Genomic DNA, 16,991 nt, shown 5'->3' on the forward strand with positions numbered 1-16,991 from the left:
CGTGTTCGCCCGTCGCCTCGCGCTCGTCGAGAATCTCCTGGCCGCGGTGCCCTTCGCCGTCGTGGCCGTGGTCGCCTTCGTCAACGTCCTTAGCAGGTACTTCTTCAACGCCTCGCTGGCCTTCACCTCCGAGCTCACCGTCAACCTCGCCGTGTGGATGGTCATGATGGGAGCCGTGATCGGGCTGCGCGAAGGCGCGCACCTCGGTTTCAGCGCGCTGTACGACCACGTCCCCGGAGTGGTCCGGGGCGTGCTCACCGTCGTCATCACGCTCACCGTGCTCGCCTTCCTCGCGGTGCTGCTGCTCTTCGGGCTGGAGATGGCTTTGCAGCAGGCGGAACGGGGCCGCGCCACCCCGTCGATCGGTGTTCCGCAGTGGGTGTTCACGATCGCGCTTCCGATCGGCGCGCTCCTCGGCGTGTACCGGGCGGTCCAAGCGGGAGTTTCCGGCTTCCAAGCCTCCACAGTGGAGCAGTCGCCGAGTGAGGAGGCCGAACGGTGATCGGAATCGTGCTCTTCGGATCGTTCCTCCTCCTGCTGCTGGTGGGAGTGCCGGTGGCGTTCGCGCTCGGCGGTGCGGCGGTGTGCTCGCTGGTGGTGATGGGCGGCCTGGGCGAGCTGTCCCTGGTGCCCAACGTCTTCGTCGCGTCCGTGTCGTCGGAGACCCTGCTGGCCATCCCGTTCTTCATCCTCGCCGGCGTGATCATGGAGTACGCGGGGATCTCGCGCAGGCTCGTCGACTTCGCGCAGGCGTGTGTGGGCGGTCGCAAGCACGGCCTCGCGATCGTGGTGATCTTGGCGGCTTTCTTCTTCTCGGCCATCTCGGGATCGGGCCCGGCCACCGTCGCCGCGATCGGCTCCATCCTCATCCCCGCACTCGTGAAGCACGGCTACGCCACACGCCACGCCACGTCGCTGATGGCCAGTGCGGGGTCGATGGGCATCATCGTGCCGCCGAGCATCGCGTTCATCATCTTCGCCGTGGTGGTCAGTGACTACGCGGGCGTGTCGATCGTGCGCCTGTTCGTGGCCGGGATCGTGCCGGGCATCCTGTTGGCCGTGGCACTCGTGCTCGCGTGCCTCACGTTGCCGAGAAAGGCGGCCACCGTGGCCACCGGAGGCCCGGGAGCCGCGCGAGTCGCGGGCACGGTGGAGCGGGCCGACGGGGAGCAGGCCACCGACGGCGAGCCGTCTCGGCCGGCGGGCGGATTCGCTGGCACGTTCGGCAGGGCGGTCCCCGGTCTGCTCGTGCCCCTGATCATCCTCGGCGGCATCTACGGCGGCATCGTCACACCCACCGAGTCGGCGGTCGTCGCGGCCACGTACGCGCTTCTCGTGGGCCTGTTCCTCTACCGGGAGATCAAGCCGAGGCAGCTGTACCGCATCCTCGTCACGTCCGCGTCCCAGTCGGCCGTGGTGATGCTCATCGTCGGCGCGGCGTCGGTGTTCGGCTACGTCGTGACGGTGAACGACATCGCGTCGAACGTCGCCGACGCGCTGCTCGGACTCACCGACAACCGCGTGCTCATCACGTTGCTGGCGGTGGTGTTGCTGCTCGTGGCGGGTGCGTTCATCGACGCGGTGTCGGCGATCTACCTCTTCGTCCCGATCGTCGCGCCGGTCCTGTTGGAGGTCGGTGTGGACGTCACGACGATCGGCGTGATGATGGTCGTGAACCTGGCTCTCGGGCTGATCACGCCACCGGTGGGCATCAACCTGTTCGTGGCGGCCGGTATCGCCCGGGTTCCGCTGGTGGAGGTCGTGCGCGGCATCCGCCCGTTCTTCGTCGCAGGCCTCGCGGTGGTCCTGCTCGTGGCCTACGTCCCGGCGATCTCCAACTGGCTTCCGGATCTGCTCGGCTTCTAGGAGGACGGACATGACCGTATTCGACCTGACCGGCCGGGTGGTGCTCGTCACCGGCGGCGCGCGCGGCATCGGCGCGGCCACCGCCAGGGTGCTCGCGGGGCAGGGAGCGGACGTGCTCGTGGTGGACCTCGCCGATCCGGTGGACGTCGCCTCGGCGCTGCGCGAGGAGTTCCCCGGGCAGCGCTTCGCCTCGCGGAGGGTGGACGTCCGCGACGAGGACGACGTCCGGCGTTCCGTCGACGAGCTCGTCGACGGGTTCGGCCGGATCGACGTGCTCGTCAACAACGCCGGAACGGCCAGCCGGTCCGGACTGGACACGCTGACCGAACCGGAGTGGTACCGGGACCTGGACACGAACCTGCGCGGTACGTTCCTGTACTGCCGCGCCGCGGTCCACCCGCACATGGCAGGGCAGGGCAGCGGCCGCATCGTCAACGTCAGCTCCATCTCCGGGATCATGGGAGGTCCGCGTTCCGGTGGCGAGGGCGGCGGCCGGTCCGGCCCCGCGTACGCGGCGTCGAAGGGCGGTGTCATCGCGCTCACCAAGTGGCTCGCCAAGGAGGTGGGCCCGTACGGCATCACCTGCAACTCGGTGGCCCCCGGCCCGATCGCCACGGCACTGACCAGCAACGTCACCTATGCACTCGACGACCAGGTGATCAAACGGATGGGTACACCCGAGGAGGTGGGCGCGGCCGTCGCGTACCTCGCCTCGCCGGGCGCCGCCTACGTCACCGGACAGGTGCTGAGCGTGTGCGGCGGAGCGGCGATCGGCTGACGCGGAGTGGAGTCGTTCGCCGTGGGCGTGAACCCCCGAGCGGCACGACGGTCCCAGCCGGTGTCGGTCCTGATGCGACGTCCGTGCTCGCCACGAACGCGATCGGCGGCCGGGTCCAGGCCGTTGTCGTACCGCCGAAGCCAAGGCCGGGAACCCGCCCGCGATGCGTGTGCGGACGGGTGTGCCCGTTTCGGAAGTGCGGGACCGACGGTGTCACGACCTTGCCTCGCGTCCGAGAGTGATCCGCAGGTCGCCGTACGTCGGGGCGAGAGCGCGCAGAACAGTGGCGGCGAGGTGCGCGTCGGCTGACCACGCTCGGCCCGCCAGTGGACGGGAATCGGTTTGCGCACCGGCTCAGCGTTGTGCCAGCCTTGGGCGGCAGCTCTCGAAGGGCGTGGTCATGGTTCTCGGTTCGGTTCTCGGCGACATCTCCTCGTACGCTTCGACGCGGCAGCGGTAGCCCTCCCTGCACTCCGGCTCACCCCGCGCGCGGCGCGGGACGGTTCGCCTGCTCCTCGTCGAAGTGCTTCGTGCCATCCGCACGTCCGACCACGAGGAGTACGTCGTGCCCGACATCCACTGGAACGAAGGCCACACCGAGCGTTGTGTCCGCTGGCATTCCGAGAACGCGGCCCCACCGCCGAAGCGCATCGTCGTCGCGGACGACCGCATGAGAGCCGACATCGCCTACCGCCTCGCCTGCGAGGGCACGGCGCTGCTGTGGCGCGGCGACTACCACAACGCGCGCCTGCTGATGCAGGCGATGCGCCGTCGCGTCGAACGGAAATCCCCAGGGGCCGCGGACGGTTCCGCTGAGTCCTTCCATCGCCACCGGCGGTTCCGCGACCACCGCGCTCGTGTGCTGGGCAGGTTGCTCGTGTTGCTCGGCGACGACTACTCGCTGAGGTTGCGCCGTTCGCCGGATGTCCGACAGGCCTGCGTCGCGGCGTACGGTCCTAGTCAGGGGCCGATGGCTGTGTCGCTCACCGAACTTCTGGGCGTGATCGGAGCACACCAGTGGCGAGTTCGAGGCGTCGAGGTTCCGGCGCTGGGTGCGCGCATCCATCCGCACTACGGGGTCTTCTCGCCCGTCCGTGGTGAGTACGTCGATCTCCTCGCTCGGGCCCCGTTACCCGCGGCCCGCCGCACCGCTTTCGACCTCGGCACGGGGACGGGGGTGCTCGCCGCCGTCCTGGTCCGGCGGGGTTTCGAGCGGGTCGTGGCCACCGACGTCAGTCCCCGCGCGCTGGCCTGCGCGCGCGACAACGCCCGTCGGCTCGGCCTCGCCGCGCGCATCGACGTGACAGGTCCCTGCCTGTTCCCGGAGGGTCGTGCCGATCTCGTCGTCTGCAACCCGCCATGGTTGCCCGCCCGGCCCACCTCGGCCCTCGAACTGGGTGTCTACGATCCGGAGGGCAGCATGCTCCGCGACGTCCTGACCCGGTTCGCCGACCACCTAGAGCCCGGCGGCGAAGGCTGGCTCGTCCTCTCCGACCTCGCCGAACGCCTCGGCTTGCGGAGCCGCCGGCAGTTGACGGACCTGATCGAGGCGGCAGGACTGCGCGTGGTGGGCACACTCGACACTCGACCGCGACACCGGCGGGTCACGGACAGCACCGATCCGTTCCACCGGGCCCGTCGCGACGAGGTGACGTCGCTGTGGCGGCTGTCGAGCGCGTGAGGTTCTCATGGCCGGACTGCCGGGACCGGGGAAGCGGAATACTGGGCCCGTGACCGACGCAGTGAGCTCCCATCCGCAGTACGACTGTTCGTCGACGAGTTCCCGGCCCACGCGCGTGACGGCTTCCACAACGCCTACGTCGACCGGCCGGCCTGCCTGGAACTTCTGGGCGACGTGAGCGGGCGGACGGTTCTCGACGCGGCGCGCGGTCCGGGCCTGTACGCGGAGGAACCGGTGGCGCGGGGCGCTCGCGTGCTCGGGTTGGACCTGAGCCCGCGCATGATCGAGTTGGGCCGGGAACGCGTTCCCTCGGGGAAGTTCCACGTGCACGACCTGGCCCGGCCACTCGACCGGCTGCCGGACGGCTCGGTGGACCCGGTCCTGTTCGCCCTCGCGCTGGAGTACGTCGACGACCGGATCTCGATGTTGCGTGAGTTCCGACGGGTGTTGCGCCCCGAGGCGTGCTCGTTCGCGGACCGGAGCCGAAGGCCGGGAGGCCCCGCCGGGTCGACGGCGTAAGCGATCATGCGCCCTGGTAGGAAGTACCCGTGCGGGACTTCATGAGGGGCGTCCGGTTCTTCGGGCGGGGGCTGGGCATTCTGCTCCGGTCACCCAGGTTGCTGTTGATCGGTGCGCTGCCGGTGGTGCTGACCACGGTGCTGTTGGCGGGCGGGCTGGTCGCGCTGGCCTACTGGATCGACGATCTGTCGGCGTTGGTCACTCCCTTCGCGGACGACTGGGCAGAAGGCTGGCGGGTAGCCGTCCGGATCGCGGCCGGTGTCGCACTGGTCAGCGTTGCCGTGGTCGTCGGCATGGTGAGCTTCTCGGCACTGACGCTCGCCGTGGGAGGCCCGTTCTACGAGCACATCGCGGAAAAGGTCGAGGACGACCTCGGCGGTGCACCGAGTGAGGTCGAACTCCCGTGGTGGCGACTGCTGTGGGTCGGGTTGCGCGACGGCGTCCTGCTCATGCTGCGGTCGCTCATGTTCACACTCCCGTTGTTCGTGGCCGGGTTCGTCCCGGTGGTGGGCCAGACCGTGGTGCCCGTGCTCATGGCGCTGGTGGCCGCGTGGTTCCTCGCCCTCGAACTGGTGGCGGTGTCGTTCTACCGGCGTGGGATGGATCTCCGGCAACGGCGGTTGGCGCTGCGCGAACGGCGGGGCCTCGCACTCGGCCTCGGATTGCCCGCGTCGCTGCTGTGCATGATCCCGTTCGCCGCGCTCATCGTCTTCCCGATCGCCTTCGTCGGAGGTGTGCTCGTCGCACGGGAAACCCTGAGCACGGCCGTCTCGACCCCCGCCTGACGCCGCTCAGGGCCCCGGCAGGACGATCCCACGCATCGGGCCGTGGAGCAGCCACTCCTCGGTGATCCCGACTCCGGTGTGGTGGGACATGAGAGCGAGGGCCCTCGCCTCGTACGCGGAGTGGTGTGCGGCGTCACCGAACCGGTAGAGCCACTCCTCCTCACGGTCGTTCCGGGCGAGGTCGACCGGATCTGTGGAATACCGTTCCGCGCCGTCCTCCCAGCATCGCACGTTGCAGATCGCCTTGGCCTCGTTGAGGAACACGGTCGCCAGCCGCGTTCCCTCGGACAGGCTCCGGCATGCCGCCGACGTCGCCGCGCCCTGGCCGAGCAGGCACACACCACCGTCGTGAGAGCCGAGGTAGACGTCGAAGTGACCCGGCGGTTCCTCTTCGTCGCCTTCCTCGACGGTGTCCGGATCGGGTTCGTCCCACAGGCCGTGGTAGGGACTGCGGGCCGGGCGACACCGGTCGAGATCGGCTCCCAATCGACGGGTGGCCTCGGCCTCCGTCAACCCCGCCACGAACGTGACGTCCGACAGGTAGACGAACCAGTCCCCGACCCAGCTGTAGGAGTGGATCAGGGAGTTCGCCCGCTGCCGGGCCAGCCGCTCGGCGTCGGTGATCGCCGGGGCGCCGGGAAGGCCGCGGAAAAGATCCGCGAGCGGCCCGTCGAGGGCGTAGCGGCCGGGCGACCATCCCGACACGACGGGGGCCCAGGGAGCAGCTCCCGCACGGAGCAGGGCCTCGACGGCATCGCGGTGGCCGTACCGCACCGCCAGCCACAGCGGGGTCGCACCGGACGCGTCGCGCGCGTCGACCCGCGCGCCGTGTGCGAGCAGGGTTTCCACGACTTCCACCGGTGCCTCGTTGAGGACCGCCTCGTGCAACGGAGTGCTCGAACCGGTCAGGCGTGCGTTCACGTCAGCGCCCTCGGCCAGCCGTGCTTCCACTTCGGCCGGGTCACGCCAGCCGTGACCGGCCGTCTCCCGCCATGGCACAGACATCCCACTCGTCCTTCCAACCCGGCAACGTCGTCCGGGACGTTAGGACGACCCACCGACACTTCTGCCGGGGACCCTGTGACGAGTGCTGCCGCCCGTCCGGCCACGGGGAGGCCGCCCGGTTTGTCGGGGGCTGCGGCTAACGTCTCCGGCATCGAACGAACAGTCGAACGAAACAACGGTGTCGAAGGGAACGCGGTGCGTCGGTTGGAGTTGGTCAAGGGCACCTCGGCGAAGTTCTGGGAGGGGGCGCGCGACGGGTGCACAGTGACTGTCCGATGGGGCCGGATCGGCACCGGCGGCCAGAGCAATCGCCGTGAGTTCGGTGACGAGTCGGCCGCTCAGTCCTTTCTCGACAAACAGATCGCCGAGAAGGTCCGCAAGGGCTACTCGGAGTCCGCCACGGAACCGCAGGGCGCGGAACCACAGGACACGGAACCACGAGACGAAACCGAGGAGTCGGTGCCGGTACCGAGCGGTGAACACGAGTCCGTGTTCGACCTCGACGAGGACGCCTTCGTCCCGTCTCCGGCGCTCACCCGCGGCTTTCTCGCACGCCGTGATCGCCTGGTCACCGAACGCCGCCCCGACCCGGCTGCCGCCGGTTTCCTGGCGGACCACCTCGAACGGGACGCCGCGAAGGGGGGACAGGCGTTCCGTTCCCCGGACACCGATCCCGAACTCCGCGATGCCGCTCACCGTTACCTGGCGGGCGAGGCGGACCCGGTGGGTGCGGCCGTCCACGCGACCACCGCGCATTCGTGGTACCGCAACAGCGCCAAGCCGGGTCTCTTCGGAGCCGGTTGGATCACCCACCACGGCGTCGTGTTCGCGGCCGAGGCCGCCGCCGCACTGGCTTCCATCTCGATCCGGGTTGAGGACAACAAGCCGTTTCTGACACGGAGAGACGAGGACGAGGCGCTGAGCTGGTGGTGGTTCGGCCGGCCGATCCTGACCGAGGTCCGGGTGGCGCTGGCGGAAGCGACCGACGTGGAGTACGCCGCGGCCGTCGCGAGGATCGCCGACCATCGGGCGAGCAAGGCCGCCCGAGCGGCCGCCGCCTACCTCGTACCCACCGAGGCCGGGTGGGTGGACGAAGCCCTTCGGGACGCGGTCGGAACCCCGCCGGACTACTCCACGGACGAATGGATGTGGACCTGCGCGGTCAGCACCGTGGACCAGCTTCGCGCGATCGAACACCACCTGTCACCGTGGAACCTGGAGCGCTCACCTCAGAGCCTGGCGACCCTGGTACTGACCGTCGGCCCGGACATCGCACCGTTCCTGGCCGAGCTGGTCGACAGCGACGGCGGCGCGGACATCACCCGGAAACTGCTGTCCGTACTGGCGGAGCTGCCCACCGACGAGGCGTTCCGGTTGCTGGTCGACCGGTTGGACCGCAAGTACGTGCAGCCCGCCGTGCTGAAGGCGATGAAACGATTCCCGAAACGCGCTCGCCGTGTGCTGGCCCATACCAAGGGCGGCGAACCGCTGCTGCGCGCGCTGTTGCTGAGCAATCCGGACCTGGCCGACACCACCGGCCTCGACCCGGACACCGCTGCCGTCGTGGCCGCCGTGGCCGAGTCGGCGAAGCGGGTGCCGGACGCGCCCGTGGAGGCACTGCCACCGGTGCTGTCCAGCCCGCCGTGGAAACGACCCCGCCGCCGTACCAAGCCGGTGGTCGTGGAGTTGGACGCTTCCGAGGAGACGCGGCTGGTGTGGCTCGACGGTGAGCGGGAGCGTTGGGCGGCCCTGGCCATCCGGCATCGGTACTCCAGAAAGGAGACCGACTGGTCCGCGCGGCTCGAAGCCGTGGCCGAGGGGTCGGGCCACCCCTTCCAGGATCCGGACATCCTGCTGAGCGCGCCCACGGAACTCGTGTTGCCGGTGCTGTCCCGGTGGAGGCCGCGAGGCCTGTGGTCGTTCGGCGACTGGGGCCGGGCGTTACTGGGGAAGTTCGGCGAGGCCGCGGTCACGCCGCTGGTCTCCGCGGCCGACCGGACCGCGGCCGAGTCGTTCGCGGTGCTCGTCCCGGTGCTGGATGCCCGGGTCGCCGACCTGATGGCGGACGGCCTGGCGCGGTCGAAATCCGTGCGCCCACATGCTCGCGCCTGGCTCTCCCGGCACGGCGCGGAGGGCGCGGCGTTGCTGGTGCCGAGGGCGCTGGGCAAGGCAGGCAGGCAACGCGCCGCAGCCGAGGCCGCGATCCGCTTCGTGGCGCGCAGTACCGGGCCCGGCGCGATCCTGACGGCCACCCGCCGCTACGGCGACGAAGCCGTAGCGGGGATCGAGGCGCTGCTGACCCGCGACCCGCTGGAGGACCTGCCTGCCAGCCTGCCCAAGGTCGGTGACTGGGCGGACCCGGGCCTGCTGCCGCAGATCCGGATGCGGGACGGTGAGACGGCCCTGTCGATCGAGGCCACGGCCGACGTGCTGACGATGCTCGCTCTCAGCAAACCCGGGGAGCCCTACGGTGGCCTCGACCAGGTCGCCGAGGTGGCCGCACCCGGTGCGCTGCCCGCGTTCGTGTGGGGCGTGTTCGAACGCTGGCAGGCCGCGGGCTACCCGAGCAAGGACGGTTGGGTGATACCCGCCCTGGGGCACCTCGGTGACGACGACACCGTCCGGGCACTGGCACCGGTCATCCGTGCCTGGCCCGGTGAAGGCGGCCACCAGCGCGCCGTCGCGGGACTGGACGCGCTGGCCGCCATCGGCACCGACGTGGCCCTGATGCACCTCAACGGCATCGCGCAGAAGGTGAAGTTCGCGGGCCTGAAGAAGAAGGCAGGGGAGAAGATCGCGCAGGTCGCTGCCGACCTCGGCCTTTCGGCCGAACAGTTGGCCGACCGTCTCGTGCCCGACCTCGGCCTGGACTCCGACGGCAGTCTGGTACTCGACTACGGTCCCCGCCGGTTCACCGTCGGCTTCGACGAACAACTCAAACCGTACGTGCTCGACATGGACGGGACTCCGCGGAAGAACCTGCCCAAACCCGGGGCCAAGGACGATCCCGACATCGCCCCGGCCGCGTACAAGCGTTTCAGCGCGCTGAAGAAGGACGCCCGCACCCTCGCCGCCGACCAGCTCCGCAGGCTGGAGCAGGCCATGGTGTCGCAGCGCCGGTGGAGTACCGCGGAGTTCGAGGAGCTGTTCGTCGCCCATCCACTGCTGTGGCACGTGGTGCGGAGGCTGGTGTGGGCGGTCTTCGACGGTGGTCACACCACCGGTTTCCGCGTCGCAGAGGACCGCACCCTGGCCGATGTGGACGACGAGACGTTCACGTTGCCCGACGACGCGGTGGTCGGTGTTCCGCACCCGCTGCACCTCGGCGAGACGCTGACCGCGTGGGCGGAGGTTTTCGCCGACTACGAGATCCTGCAACCGTTCCCGCAGTTGGGCCGCCCGGTGCACCGCCTGACCGAGGAGGAGCGCGGAAAGTCGCGCCTGACCCGGTTCGAAGGCGTCGAGGTTGCCGTAGGCACGCTGCTGGGTCTGCTGCGACGCGGGTGGCAGCGTGGGGAACCGCAGGACGCAGGCGTCGAGCCGTGGATGACCAAGCCGTTGCCCGACGGCCGGGTGGTGGTGCTCCACCTGGATCCGGGCATCGCCGTCGGCGCACTGATGGAGCTCCCCGACCAGCGCGTGGACGCGGTCACCCTGGAACCGGTCAAGGGCTACTACTGGAGCGGCAGGAACACCGACCCGTTCGGCACGCTGGACCCGGTGTCGGAGTGCGAGCTGATGGCCGACCTGACGGAGGTGCTGGGGCGATGACCACCACGGCAGAGCAGATGCAGCGTCCTCCCGCCGAGGTGCGCTATGCCGACGAGCTCGTCCGGCTGCGTGCCGACGACTCCGGGCCGCGCCCACCCGGCTGGTGGCTGAGCCTGGACGCGGCCCGCCGGTTCGTCCTCGGCGACGAGGCCGGGGGGATCACCCGTAAGTTCGTCGGTGATCCGTCCCTGGTCGACCGGTCGCTGATCACCCTGGCCACCAACCGGGGACTGCTGCTGGTCGGCGAACCTGGCACGGCCAAGTCGCTGCTGTCGGAGCTGATCGCCGCCGCGGTGTGCGGTGACTCCACCCTCACCATCCAGGGCGGCGCGGCCACCACGGAGGACCAGATCCGGTACTCGTGGAACTACGCCCTGCTGGTGTCGGAAGGACCGTCGCCGCGTTCGCTGGTGCCCGCGCCGATGCTGCGCGGAATGGCGGAGGGCAGGATCGTCCGCTTCGAGGAGATCACCCGCTGCCCGTTGGAGGTGCAGGACACCCTGCTGTCGCCGCTGTCGGACCGGGTGATCGCCATCCCGGAGCTGACCGGGCCCGACGCGATGGTCTTCGCCAAGGAGGGCTTCAACGTCATCGCCACGGCGAACTCCCGCGACCGGGGCGTCAACGAGATGAGTGCCGCGCTCAAACGCCGCTTCAACTTCGAGACGGTGTTTCCCATCCCCGACCTCGAAACCGAGCTGGCACTGGTCGAGGCGGAGGCGGCGAACCTGCTGTCGCGTTCGGGCGTGCCGGTGCAGCAGCGGCCGGACGTCCTGGAGGTGCTCGTCACCGTCTTCCGTGAGCTGCGCACCGGCACCGAACGGCTGTCCACGGTGATGAGCACGGCCGAGGCCGTGTCGGTGGCGCACGCGGTCGGTCTGCGCGGCTGGTACCTGCGAGGGGAGCCGGGAACGGCCGAGGACGTCGTCGAGTGCCTGGCGGGCACGGCGGCCAAGGACAACCCCGACGATCTGGCCAAGCTGCGCCGCTACCTCGAACAGCAGGTGCCCCGCAAGGGCAGGGCGGGCGCCTGGTCCGAACTGCACCGCGCGCGGTTCCGGCTGTCCGGGTGAGGGGATGCCCCGATGAAGGAGTTGACGTTCCTGGGCGTGCGCCACCACAGCCCGGCGTGCGCGAGGCTGGTGGAACGCACGATCGACGCGCTGCGGCCCGCGCATGTGCTCGTCGAGGGACCGGCTGACTTCAACCCCCGCATGGACGAGTTGCTGCTGGGCCACACTCCACCGGTGGCGATCTTCAGCTACCGGCGTGGGGAACACGTGTCGTGGACTCCGTTCTGCGACTACTCCCCGGAGTGGGTGGCGCTGACCAGCGGTCGTGCGGCGGGCGCCCGGGTGCGGTTCATCGACCTGCCCGCCTGGCACCCCGCGTTCGCGGAGCGGCACGACCACGGTAACCGCTATGCCGACGCCGAACGCCGCTACACGGAGGTCACCGACCGGCTCTGCCGCGCGTTCGGCATGGACAACGTGGACACTCTGTGGGATCACGTGGTCGAGTCGCGGCCCGAGAGCGAATCCACAGACCTCGCCGAGCGCCTTGACACCTACTTCGACCTGGTGCGTGGGGAGGCCGAGGCGGGTGAGTGCGACACCGAGCGGGAAGCGTACATGGCCGGGTGGGTGCGGGCCGCCGTCCGCGAGGGCGACGGCCCGGTCCTGGTGGTGACCGGTGGTTTCCACCGTCCCGCACTGGAGGCACTGTGCGCGGTGGACGACGGTGAGCACGGTTGGCCGGCACCCCCGGACGTTCCCGAGGACGCGGGTAGCTACCTCGTGCCGTACTCCCACCGCCGCCTGGACGCCTTCGCGGGCTACCAGGCCGGAATGCCCTCGCCCGGTTACTACCAGCGCCTCTGGGAGTCCGGGCCGGCCGAGGCGGCGACCGGACTGATCGCCGATGTGGTGACCCGGCTGCGGGCACGCGAGCAGGTGGTGTCCACAGCGGACCTGATCGCCGCCCGAACCCTCGCCGACGGCCTGGCAGCCCTGCGCGGCCACCCGCAGCCTGTCCGCGCCGACGTGCTCGACGGGCTGGTGAGCGCCCTGGTGTCCGACGCGCTCGACCAGCCGCTGCCCTGGTCGGTACGCGGCACACTGCAACCGGGCGCGCATCCGGTGGTGGTGGAGATGCTGGCCGCGCTGACCGGAGACCGGGTCGGCGTCCTGCATCCGGAGACCCCGGCTCCGCCGCTGCTGACCGCGGTCACGCACGAGCTGCACGTTCTGGGGCTCGACGGGGAGCGGAAGCTGACGCTCGACCTGACCAGGGAGACCGAGCGCAGCCGTACCCTGCACCGGCTGCGTGTGCTCGGCGTTCCCGGGTTCCGTCGCGACAGCGGGCCGTCGTCCGGCGGTGACCCGGTGTCGGTGGAGAAGTGGACGCTGGAGCCCTCCGAGCTGCGGGTGCCCGCGCTCGTCGAGGCCTCCGCGCACGGCCCGACGCTTGCCGAGGCCGCCGCCGCGGTGCTGCGGGAACAGGCCGACGGAGGGGCGCTGGACATCGTCGCGACCACGCTGTTCGACACCGTGCTGTGCGGGTTGGCCGACCTGGGCGCCGAGCTGGGAGGGACACTGGCCCACGCGGTGACCGACGCCCGCGAGCTGGGGCCGCTGGGCGAGGCACTGGCCGGTGCCGTCGGCCTGTACCGGCACGACAGGCTGCTCGGGGCGGTGGGCAGCCCGCTGCTGGGCGAGGTCGTGGCCGCCGCGGCCCCTCGGGTGCTGTGGCTGGCGGAGAGCCTGCGGGCAGGCCCCGCCCCGGCGGAGCCTGCCAGGTTGCGGGCGATCGCGGCGGTGCGTGACGCGGTCACCCACACGCCCGAGGTCGCGGGCGTCCAGCGGGATGTCGCCGCCGAGGTGGGTGCCCGCATCGCCGAGGGAACCGCCCCTCCGGACCTGCGCGGAGCGGGCCTCGGACTGTGCTGGGTGCTCGGGGCGGGGGTCGACGCCGCTGCCGCGGTGCCACGTGATCCGGGGACCGTGGGCGACTGGCTGGCGGGACTGTTCGCCGTCGCACGCGAGGAGGTTCTCGGTAACGACGAGCTGATCGGTGTGCTCGACGACGTCGTGACCGGGCTGTCCGAGGACGAGTTCCTGGTGGCGCTGCCCGCGTTGCGGCAGGCGTTCGGGTTCTTCCCGCCGAGTGAGCGCGCCGCCGTCGCCGACGGGCTGCTTCACCGTCGGGGACTCGCCGGATCAGGTCGGTCGTTGCTGCGGCTGCGGGCCGATCCCGCGGTCGTCGCCGAGGGCGTGGCGCTGGAGGCGGCCGTGGACGAGGTGTTGCGCAACGCCGGGCTGGAGGAATGGTGATCTCGGACCTGGAGCGCTGGCGTCTCATCCTGGGCGAGCCCGCGAGCGGCATGGTGCCGCTGGACGCGGAGAACGCCGGACGGGACGCCGCTCTGGCCTGGTTGTACGGGCGGGACGAGGAGTTGGAGCGGCGCGGCATCCGCCGGGGAGGCGGCGGCGCGTCCACCTTGACCACCGTGGACTGGCTGGACGACGTGCACCGGCTGTTTCCCCGGCGCACCATCGAACGGTTGGAACGTGACGCCGTCGAGCGTTACGACATCCAGGAGGTCGTCACCGACCCGGACGTGCTGGAACGCGTGGAACCGAATCCCGCTCTGCTGCGTGCGGTGCTGCGCACCAAGCACCTCATGAACCCGCGCGTGCTCGCCCTGGCTCGCCGGATCGTCGCGCAGGTCGTCCAGGAGCTGCTGGCGAAGTTGACCACCGAAGTCCGGCGCAGCCTGACCGGGACGCGCAGGCCCACACCGTCGAACTTCCGACTGGCCCGCAACTTCGACTTCCAGGGCACCATCAAGGCCAACCTGGCCCACTACCAGCCCGACAGCAAGCGACTGCTCGTCGAACGGGTCCGGTTCACCTCCCGCACCGAACGGCACACCGAGCCCTGGCAACTCGTCCTGCTGGTCGACCAGTCGGGGTCGATGGCAGGCTCCGTCATCCACTCCGCGGTCACCGCCGCATGTCTGTGGGGTGTCCCCGGGCTGCGCACGCATCTCGTCGCCTTCGACACCGACGTCGTCGATCTGACCGCCGACGTCACCGATCCCGTGGAACTACTGATGAAAGTGCAGCTCGGCGGCGGCACCGACATCGCCCGCGCCGCCCGTTACGGAGCCGACCTGATCGACTCGCCCCGTCGCGCCGTGGTCGCGATCGTCTCCGACTTCTACGAAGGCGGCAACGAGTTCACCCTCGTGCGTACCGTCCAGGGGCTGGTCGAGCAGGGCACTCACGTCCTGTGCCTGGCCGCGTTGGACCCCGACGCCAGACCCGACTACGACCGTGTCCTGGCCCAGCGCCTGGCCGACGCCGGTGCGCACGTCGGGGCCATGACGCCGGGCGAACTCGCCTCCTTCGTCGCGGAACGGATCGGCCGATGAACCGCGCCGACCTGCGGGCGCTCACCGAGGACGCACTGGTCGCGCTCGCCAATCGCGGCCTGGTCAAACGGGCGAGGCGGGAGTCCACGGCTGTCGGCATCGAGGTCTCCGATGACGGCACCGTCACCGCCTCCTACCCCGACGGAACGGCCTCGGTGCTGCCACCGGCTACCGGTCTCGACGGCGGGACGTGCTCGTGCGGTGCACCGGGCGTGTGCAGGCACCTGCTCGCCGCGGTCCTGGCCTACCAGCGCACTCAGGAACCCGAGACGCCGGCTGACTCCGCCGGCGGGCGGCAGGAAGAGCCCGGGGGCCAGGCCGTCACCTGGTCCCCGGGGCACGTGACCGACGAGGAACTGACGGCGCGGTTCGGGGCGCGTGCGCTGGCCACCGCCCGCAGGATGCGCGAGGCCGGACTGTCCGCGCGGGTACACCGCGAACCGCTGTCGGTGGAGTTGCCCGCGGCCACCGTCCGGTTCCTCGTGCCCGGAGACCTCGGCTACATCGACTGCGACGCGCGCGAGTCCGCTCGGCCTGCCCTGGTGGTCCTGGCGGTGTGGGTGTTCCGGGAGGCGGACCGGATCGCTCCGGAGACGAGGGACACCGTGGTCGACTTCGGAGCCTCGGGCGTGGGAGATCTGTCCTCCACAGCGTCCGTCGTGAACGACCTGCTGCTCGACGGCGTGGCCACCGCCGGACCGGTGCTGACGGCCGCGCTGCGCCGGGAGCGAGCCGCGCTCGACAGGGCGGGGCTGAGATGGCCGGTCGCGGTACTGGGCGAGCTGGTCGAGCAGCTCGACGCCTACGAGCGACGCGCTGCCGCCCACGAGCCCGTCCGGGTGGCCGATCTGATCGCCGAGTCGCACGCGCGTATCCGGGTGCCTCCGTCGGCGCAGTCGTTGGGGGCCGACGAACCCGCGGAAACCCCGCTCAAGCAGGTGCGCTTGGTCGCGTTGGGAGCCCGGGCCGGACGGAGTGAGGAGGAGGACACCGCGGATGTCTACCTCGCGCATCCGGGGTCCGGGACCGTTCTGGTGCTGAAGCAGCGCTGGGAGCGCAGACCCGGCAGCCCCCCGGTGGGGGTGCGCCGGGTCGCCGGGACCACGCTCGCGGCGTTGGCCCGGAGCAACGTGGTCAGCGAGGCGGCCGTCCGCTCGGCCGGCCGAACGGTCCGGTTCGGCGGCGGCGGGCTCTCGCGTACGGCGGTGACTCCGGTCGGCGACGCCTGGGACGACCTCGCCGTCACCGACGTCGCGGCCCTGCTCGCCGACCTCGCCGCGGCCCCGCCACGTCTGGTGCGCGCCCGGGTAGCCGCCGAGCACATGCGGGTCCTGCCGGTCGTCGAGGTCCTCGACACCGACTACGACCCGGGAGCACAACGTTTCGAGGCGGTCGTCGGCACTCCAGACGGAGCCCGCGTGACGATCTCGCTGACCCACCGGCCCGACGCTCCGGCCGCACTCGACACCCTGGCCCGGCTGCTCGCCGAGGGGCCGACCGCTGTGACGGGTACGGTGCGCCGCGCCCGCGGCACGCTGGTGCTGGACCCGGTCGCCGTACGCACGGCGACCGGAGTGGGCGTCCTCGACCTCGAGGAGCCGGACGCCACGACTCTCGTGCCCGCCGGGACACCCGAGCTCGACCCGCTCACCGGGGTACTCGACGCAGGGCTTTCCGTGCTCGCCGAGGCCGCTCATCGCGGTCTGCGGCACCTGCCGCCCACACTCGCCGACCGGGTGAGCGACGTCGCGGCGCGCTGTGACCGGGTCGGCTTGGCCGGGTGCGGGGCCGTGCTTCGTGCGTGGGGGGCGCGTGCGGAGCCGGCGGCGTGGCTGGCGGCGCAGATCCGGCTGACCGTGGCGGCGGAGCTGCGTTAGCGGGCCGCTACCGAATCATCGAGGATGAGGGTGAGGGCGGGTCGTGTCACCGAGGTCGTCGACAAGGCACCCGGCTCGGTGTGGGTGAGCCCGGCCGTGGAAGCGTCGGTCTCAGCACGTGGCGCGTTCGTTACGGCGGCTCCGTGCCGAGCGCGTGGGGTGAATCTCTGCCCATGGCGTATCGACTCGATCGGCTGACGAGACACACCCGCACGAATGAATGTTGGGATCGAGAATTGCTCCTGGCGCACGCCACTGTAACCCGTTAGGTTGA

The 16,991-nt window shown here is 70.8% G+C and carries 12 protein-coding genes; 11 read left to right on the top strand and 1 reads right to left on the bottom strand.

What is annotated here, in order from left to right; translation table 11 throughout:
• Position 1: 1 nt before the first annotated feature.
• From SACCYDRAFT_RS10880 to SACCYDRAFT_RS10905, 6 genes are all read left to right on the top strand, one after another.
• Positions 2-502: a TRAP transporter small permease gene (locus tag SACCYDRAFT_RS10880; RefSeq protein ID WP_005456136.1), complete on the top strand. Its 501-nt coding sequence runs from the start codon at positions 2-4 to the stop codon at positions 500-502.
• Entirely contained in the window at positions 499-1,866 is a 1,368-nt protein-coding gene (locus tag SACCYDRAFT_RS10885; protein ID WP_005456137.1) for a TRAP transporter large permease, read from the top strand. Before SACCYDRAFT_RS10880 ends, SACCYDRAFT_RS10885 begins: the two co-directional genes overlap by 4 nt.
• A 10-nt stretch (positions 1,867-1,876) precedes the next feature.
• Positions 1,877-2,644, top strand: coding sequence for an SDR family NAD(P)-dependent oxidoreductase (locus SACCYDRAFT_RS10890; RefSeq protein WP_005456138.1), 768 nt, complete (start codon positions 1,877-1,879; stop codon positions 2,642-2,644).
• A gap of 565 nt (positions 2,645-3,209) precedes the next feature.
• Positions 3,210-4,325: a methyltransferase gene (locus tag SACCYDRAFT_RS10895; protein ID WP_005456139.1), complete on the top strand. Its 1,116-nt coding sequence runs from the start codon at positions 3,210-3,212 to the stop codon at positions 4,323-4,325.
• A gap of 174 nt (positions 4,326-4,499) precedes the next feature.
• On the top strand, positions 4,500-4,844 hold the full coding sequence (locus SACCYDRAFT_RS10900) for a class I SAM-dependent methyltransferase (RefSeq protein ID WP_232283811.1): 345 nt from the start codon (positions 4,500-4,502) through the stop codon (positions 4,842-4,844).
• A 29-nt stretch (positions 4,845-4,873) separates the two neighbouring features.
• Entirely contained in the window at positions 4,874-5,629 is a 756-nt protein-coding gene (locus tag SACCYDRAFT_RS10905; protein ID WP_005456140.1) for an EI24 domain-containing protein, read from the top strand.
• A gap of 6 nt (positions 5,630-5,635) precedes the next feature.
• Here the strand turns inward: SACCYDRAFT_RS10905 and SACCYDRAFT_RS10910 are convergent, their stop codons facing one another.
• Complete coding sequence (locus SACCYDRAFT_RS10910; protein WP_005456141.1) at positions 5,636-6,634, bottom strand: ankyrin repeat domain-containing protein; 999 nt, start codon at positions 6,632-6,634, stop codon at positions 5,636-5,638.
• A gap of 204 nt (positions 6,635-6,838) precedes the next feature.
• Here SACCYDRAFT_RS10910 and SACCYDRAFT_RS10915 point away from each other — a divergent pair, with 204 nt between their 5' ends.
• Genes SACCYDRAFT_RS10915 through SACCYDRAFT_RS10935 form a run of 5 tightly spaced genes read left to right on the top strand, consistent with a single transcriptional unit; the run spans position 6,839 to position 16,717 of the window.
• Positions 6,839-10,405 (top strand): DUF4132 domain-containing protein, encoded by a 3,567-nt coding sequence (locus tag SACCYDRAFT_RS10915; RefSeq protein WP_232283812.1) that lies wholly within the window; start codon positions 6,839-6,841, stop codon positions 10,403-10,405.
• Positions 10,402-11,478: an ATP-binding protein gene (locus SACCYDRAFT_RS10920; RefSeq protein ID WP_005456144.1), complete on the top strand. Its 1,077-nt coding sequence runs from the start codon at positions 10,402-10,404 to the stop codon at positions 11,476-11,478. Before SACCYDRAFT_RS10915 ends, SACCYDRAFT_RS10920 begins: the two co-directional genes overlap by 4 nt.
• A 12-nt stretch (positions 11,479-11,490) precedes the next feature.
• Positions 11,491-13,737: a DUF5682 family protein gene (locus tag SACCYDRAFT_RS10925; protein ID WP_005456145.1), complete on the top strand. Its 2,247-nt coding sequence runs from the start codon at positions 11,491-11,493 to the stop codon at positions 13,735-13,737.
• A complete protein-coding gene (locus SACCYDRAFT_RS10930; protein WP_043536374.1) occupies positions 13,731-14,840 on the top strand; it encodes a VWA domain-containing protein in 1,110 nt (369 codons plus the stop codon). The genes SACCYDRAFT_RS10925 and SACCYDRAFT_RS10930 overlap by 7 nt, the downstream gene beginning before the upstream one ends.
• Positions 14,837-16,717: a hypothetical protein gene (locus tag SACCYDRAFT_RS10935; protein WP_005456147.1), complete on the top strand. Its 1,881-nt coding sequence runs from the start codon at positions 14,837-14,839 to the stop codon at positions 16,715-16,717. Before SACCYDRAFT_RS10930 ends, SACCYDRAFT_RS10935 begins: the two co-directional genes overlap by 4 nt.
• Positions 16,718-16,991: the final 274 nt, after the last annotated feature.

The sequence above is a fragment of the Saccharomonospora cyanea NA-134 genome (assembly GCF_000244975.1).
Classification (GTDB): domain Bacteria; phylum Actinomycetota; class Actinomycetes; order Mycobacteriales; family Pseudonocardiaceae; genus Saccharomonospora; species Saccharomonospora cyanea.

What these genes read in the sequence shown, in the direction of transcription:
- SACCYDRAFT_RS10890 (WP_005456138.1), top strand. Translation starts at nt 1,877, where the DNA reads ATGACCGTATTCGACCTGACCGGCCGGGTGGTGCTCGTCACCGGCGGC.
- SACCYDRAFT_RS10935 (WP_005456147.1), top strand. Translation starts at nt 14,837, where the DNA reads ATGAACCGCGCCGACCTGCGGGCGCTCACCGAGGACGCACTGGTCGCG.
- SACCYDRAFT_RS10910 (WP_005456141.1), bottom strand. Translation starts at nt 6,634, where the DNA reads ATGTCTGTGCCATGGCGGGAGACGGCCGGTCACGGCTGGCGTGACCCG.
- SACCYDRAFT_RS10920 (WP_005456144.1), top strand. Translation starts at nt 10,402, where the DNA reads ATGACCACCACGGCAGAGCAGATGCAGCGTCCTCCCGCCGAGGTGCGC.
- SACCYDRAFT_RS10930 (WP_043536374.1), top strand. Translation starts at nt 13,731, where the DNA reads ATGGTGATCTCGGACCTGGAGCGCTGGCGTCTCATCCTGGGCGAGCCC.
- SACCYDRAFT_RS10925 (WP_005456145.1), top strand. Translation starts at nt 11,491, where the DNA reads ATGAAGGAGTTGACGTTCCTGGGCGTGCGCCACCACAGCCCGGCGTGC.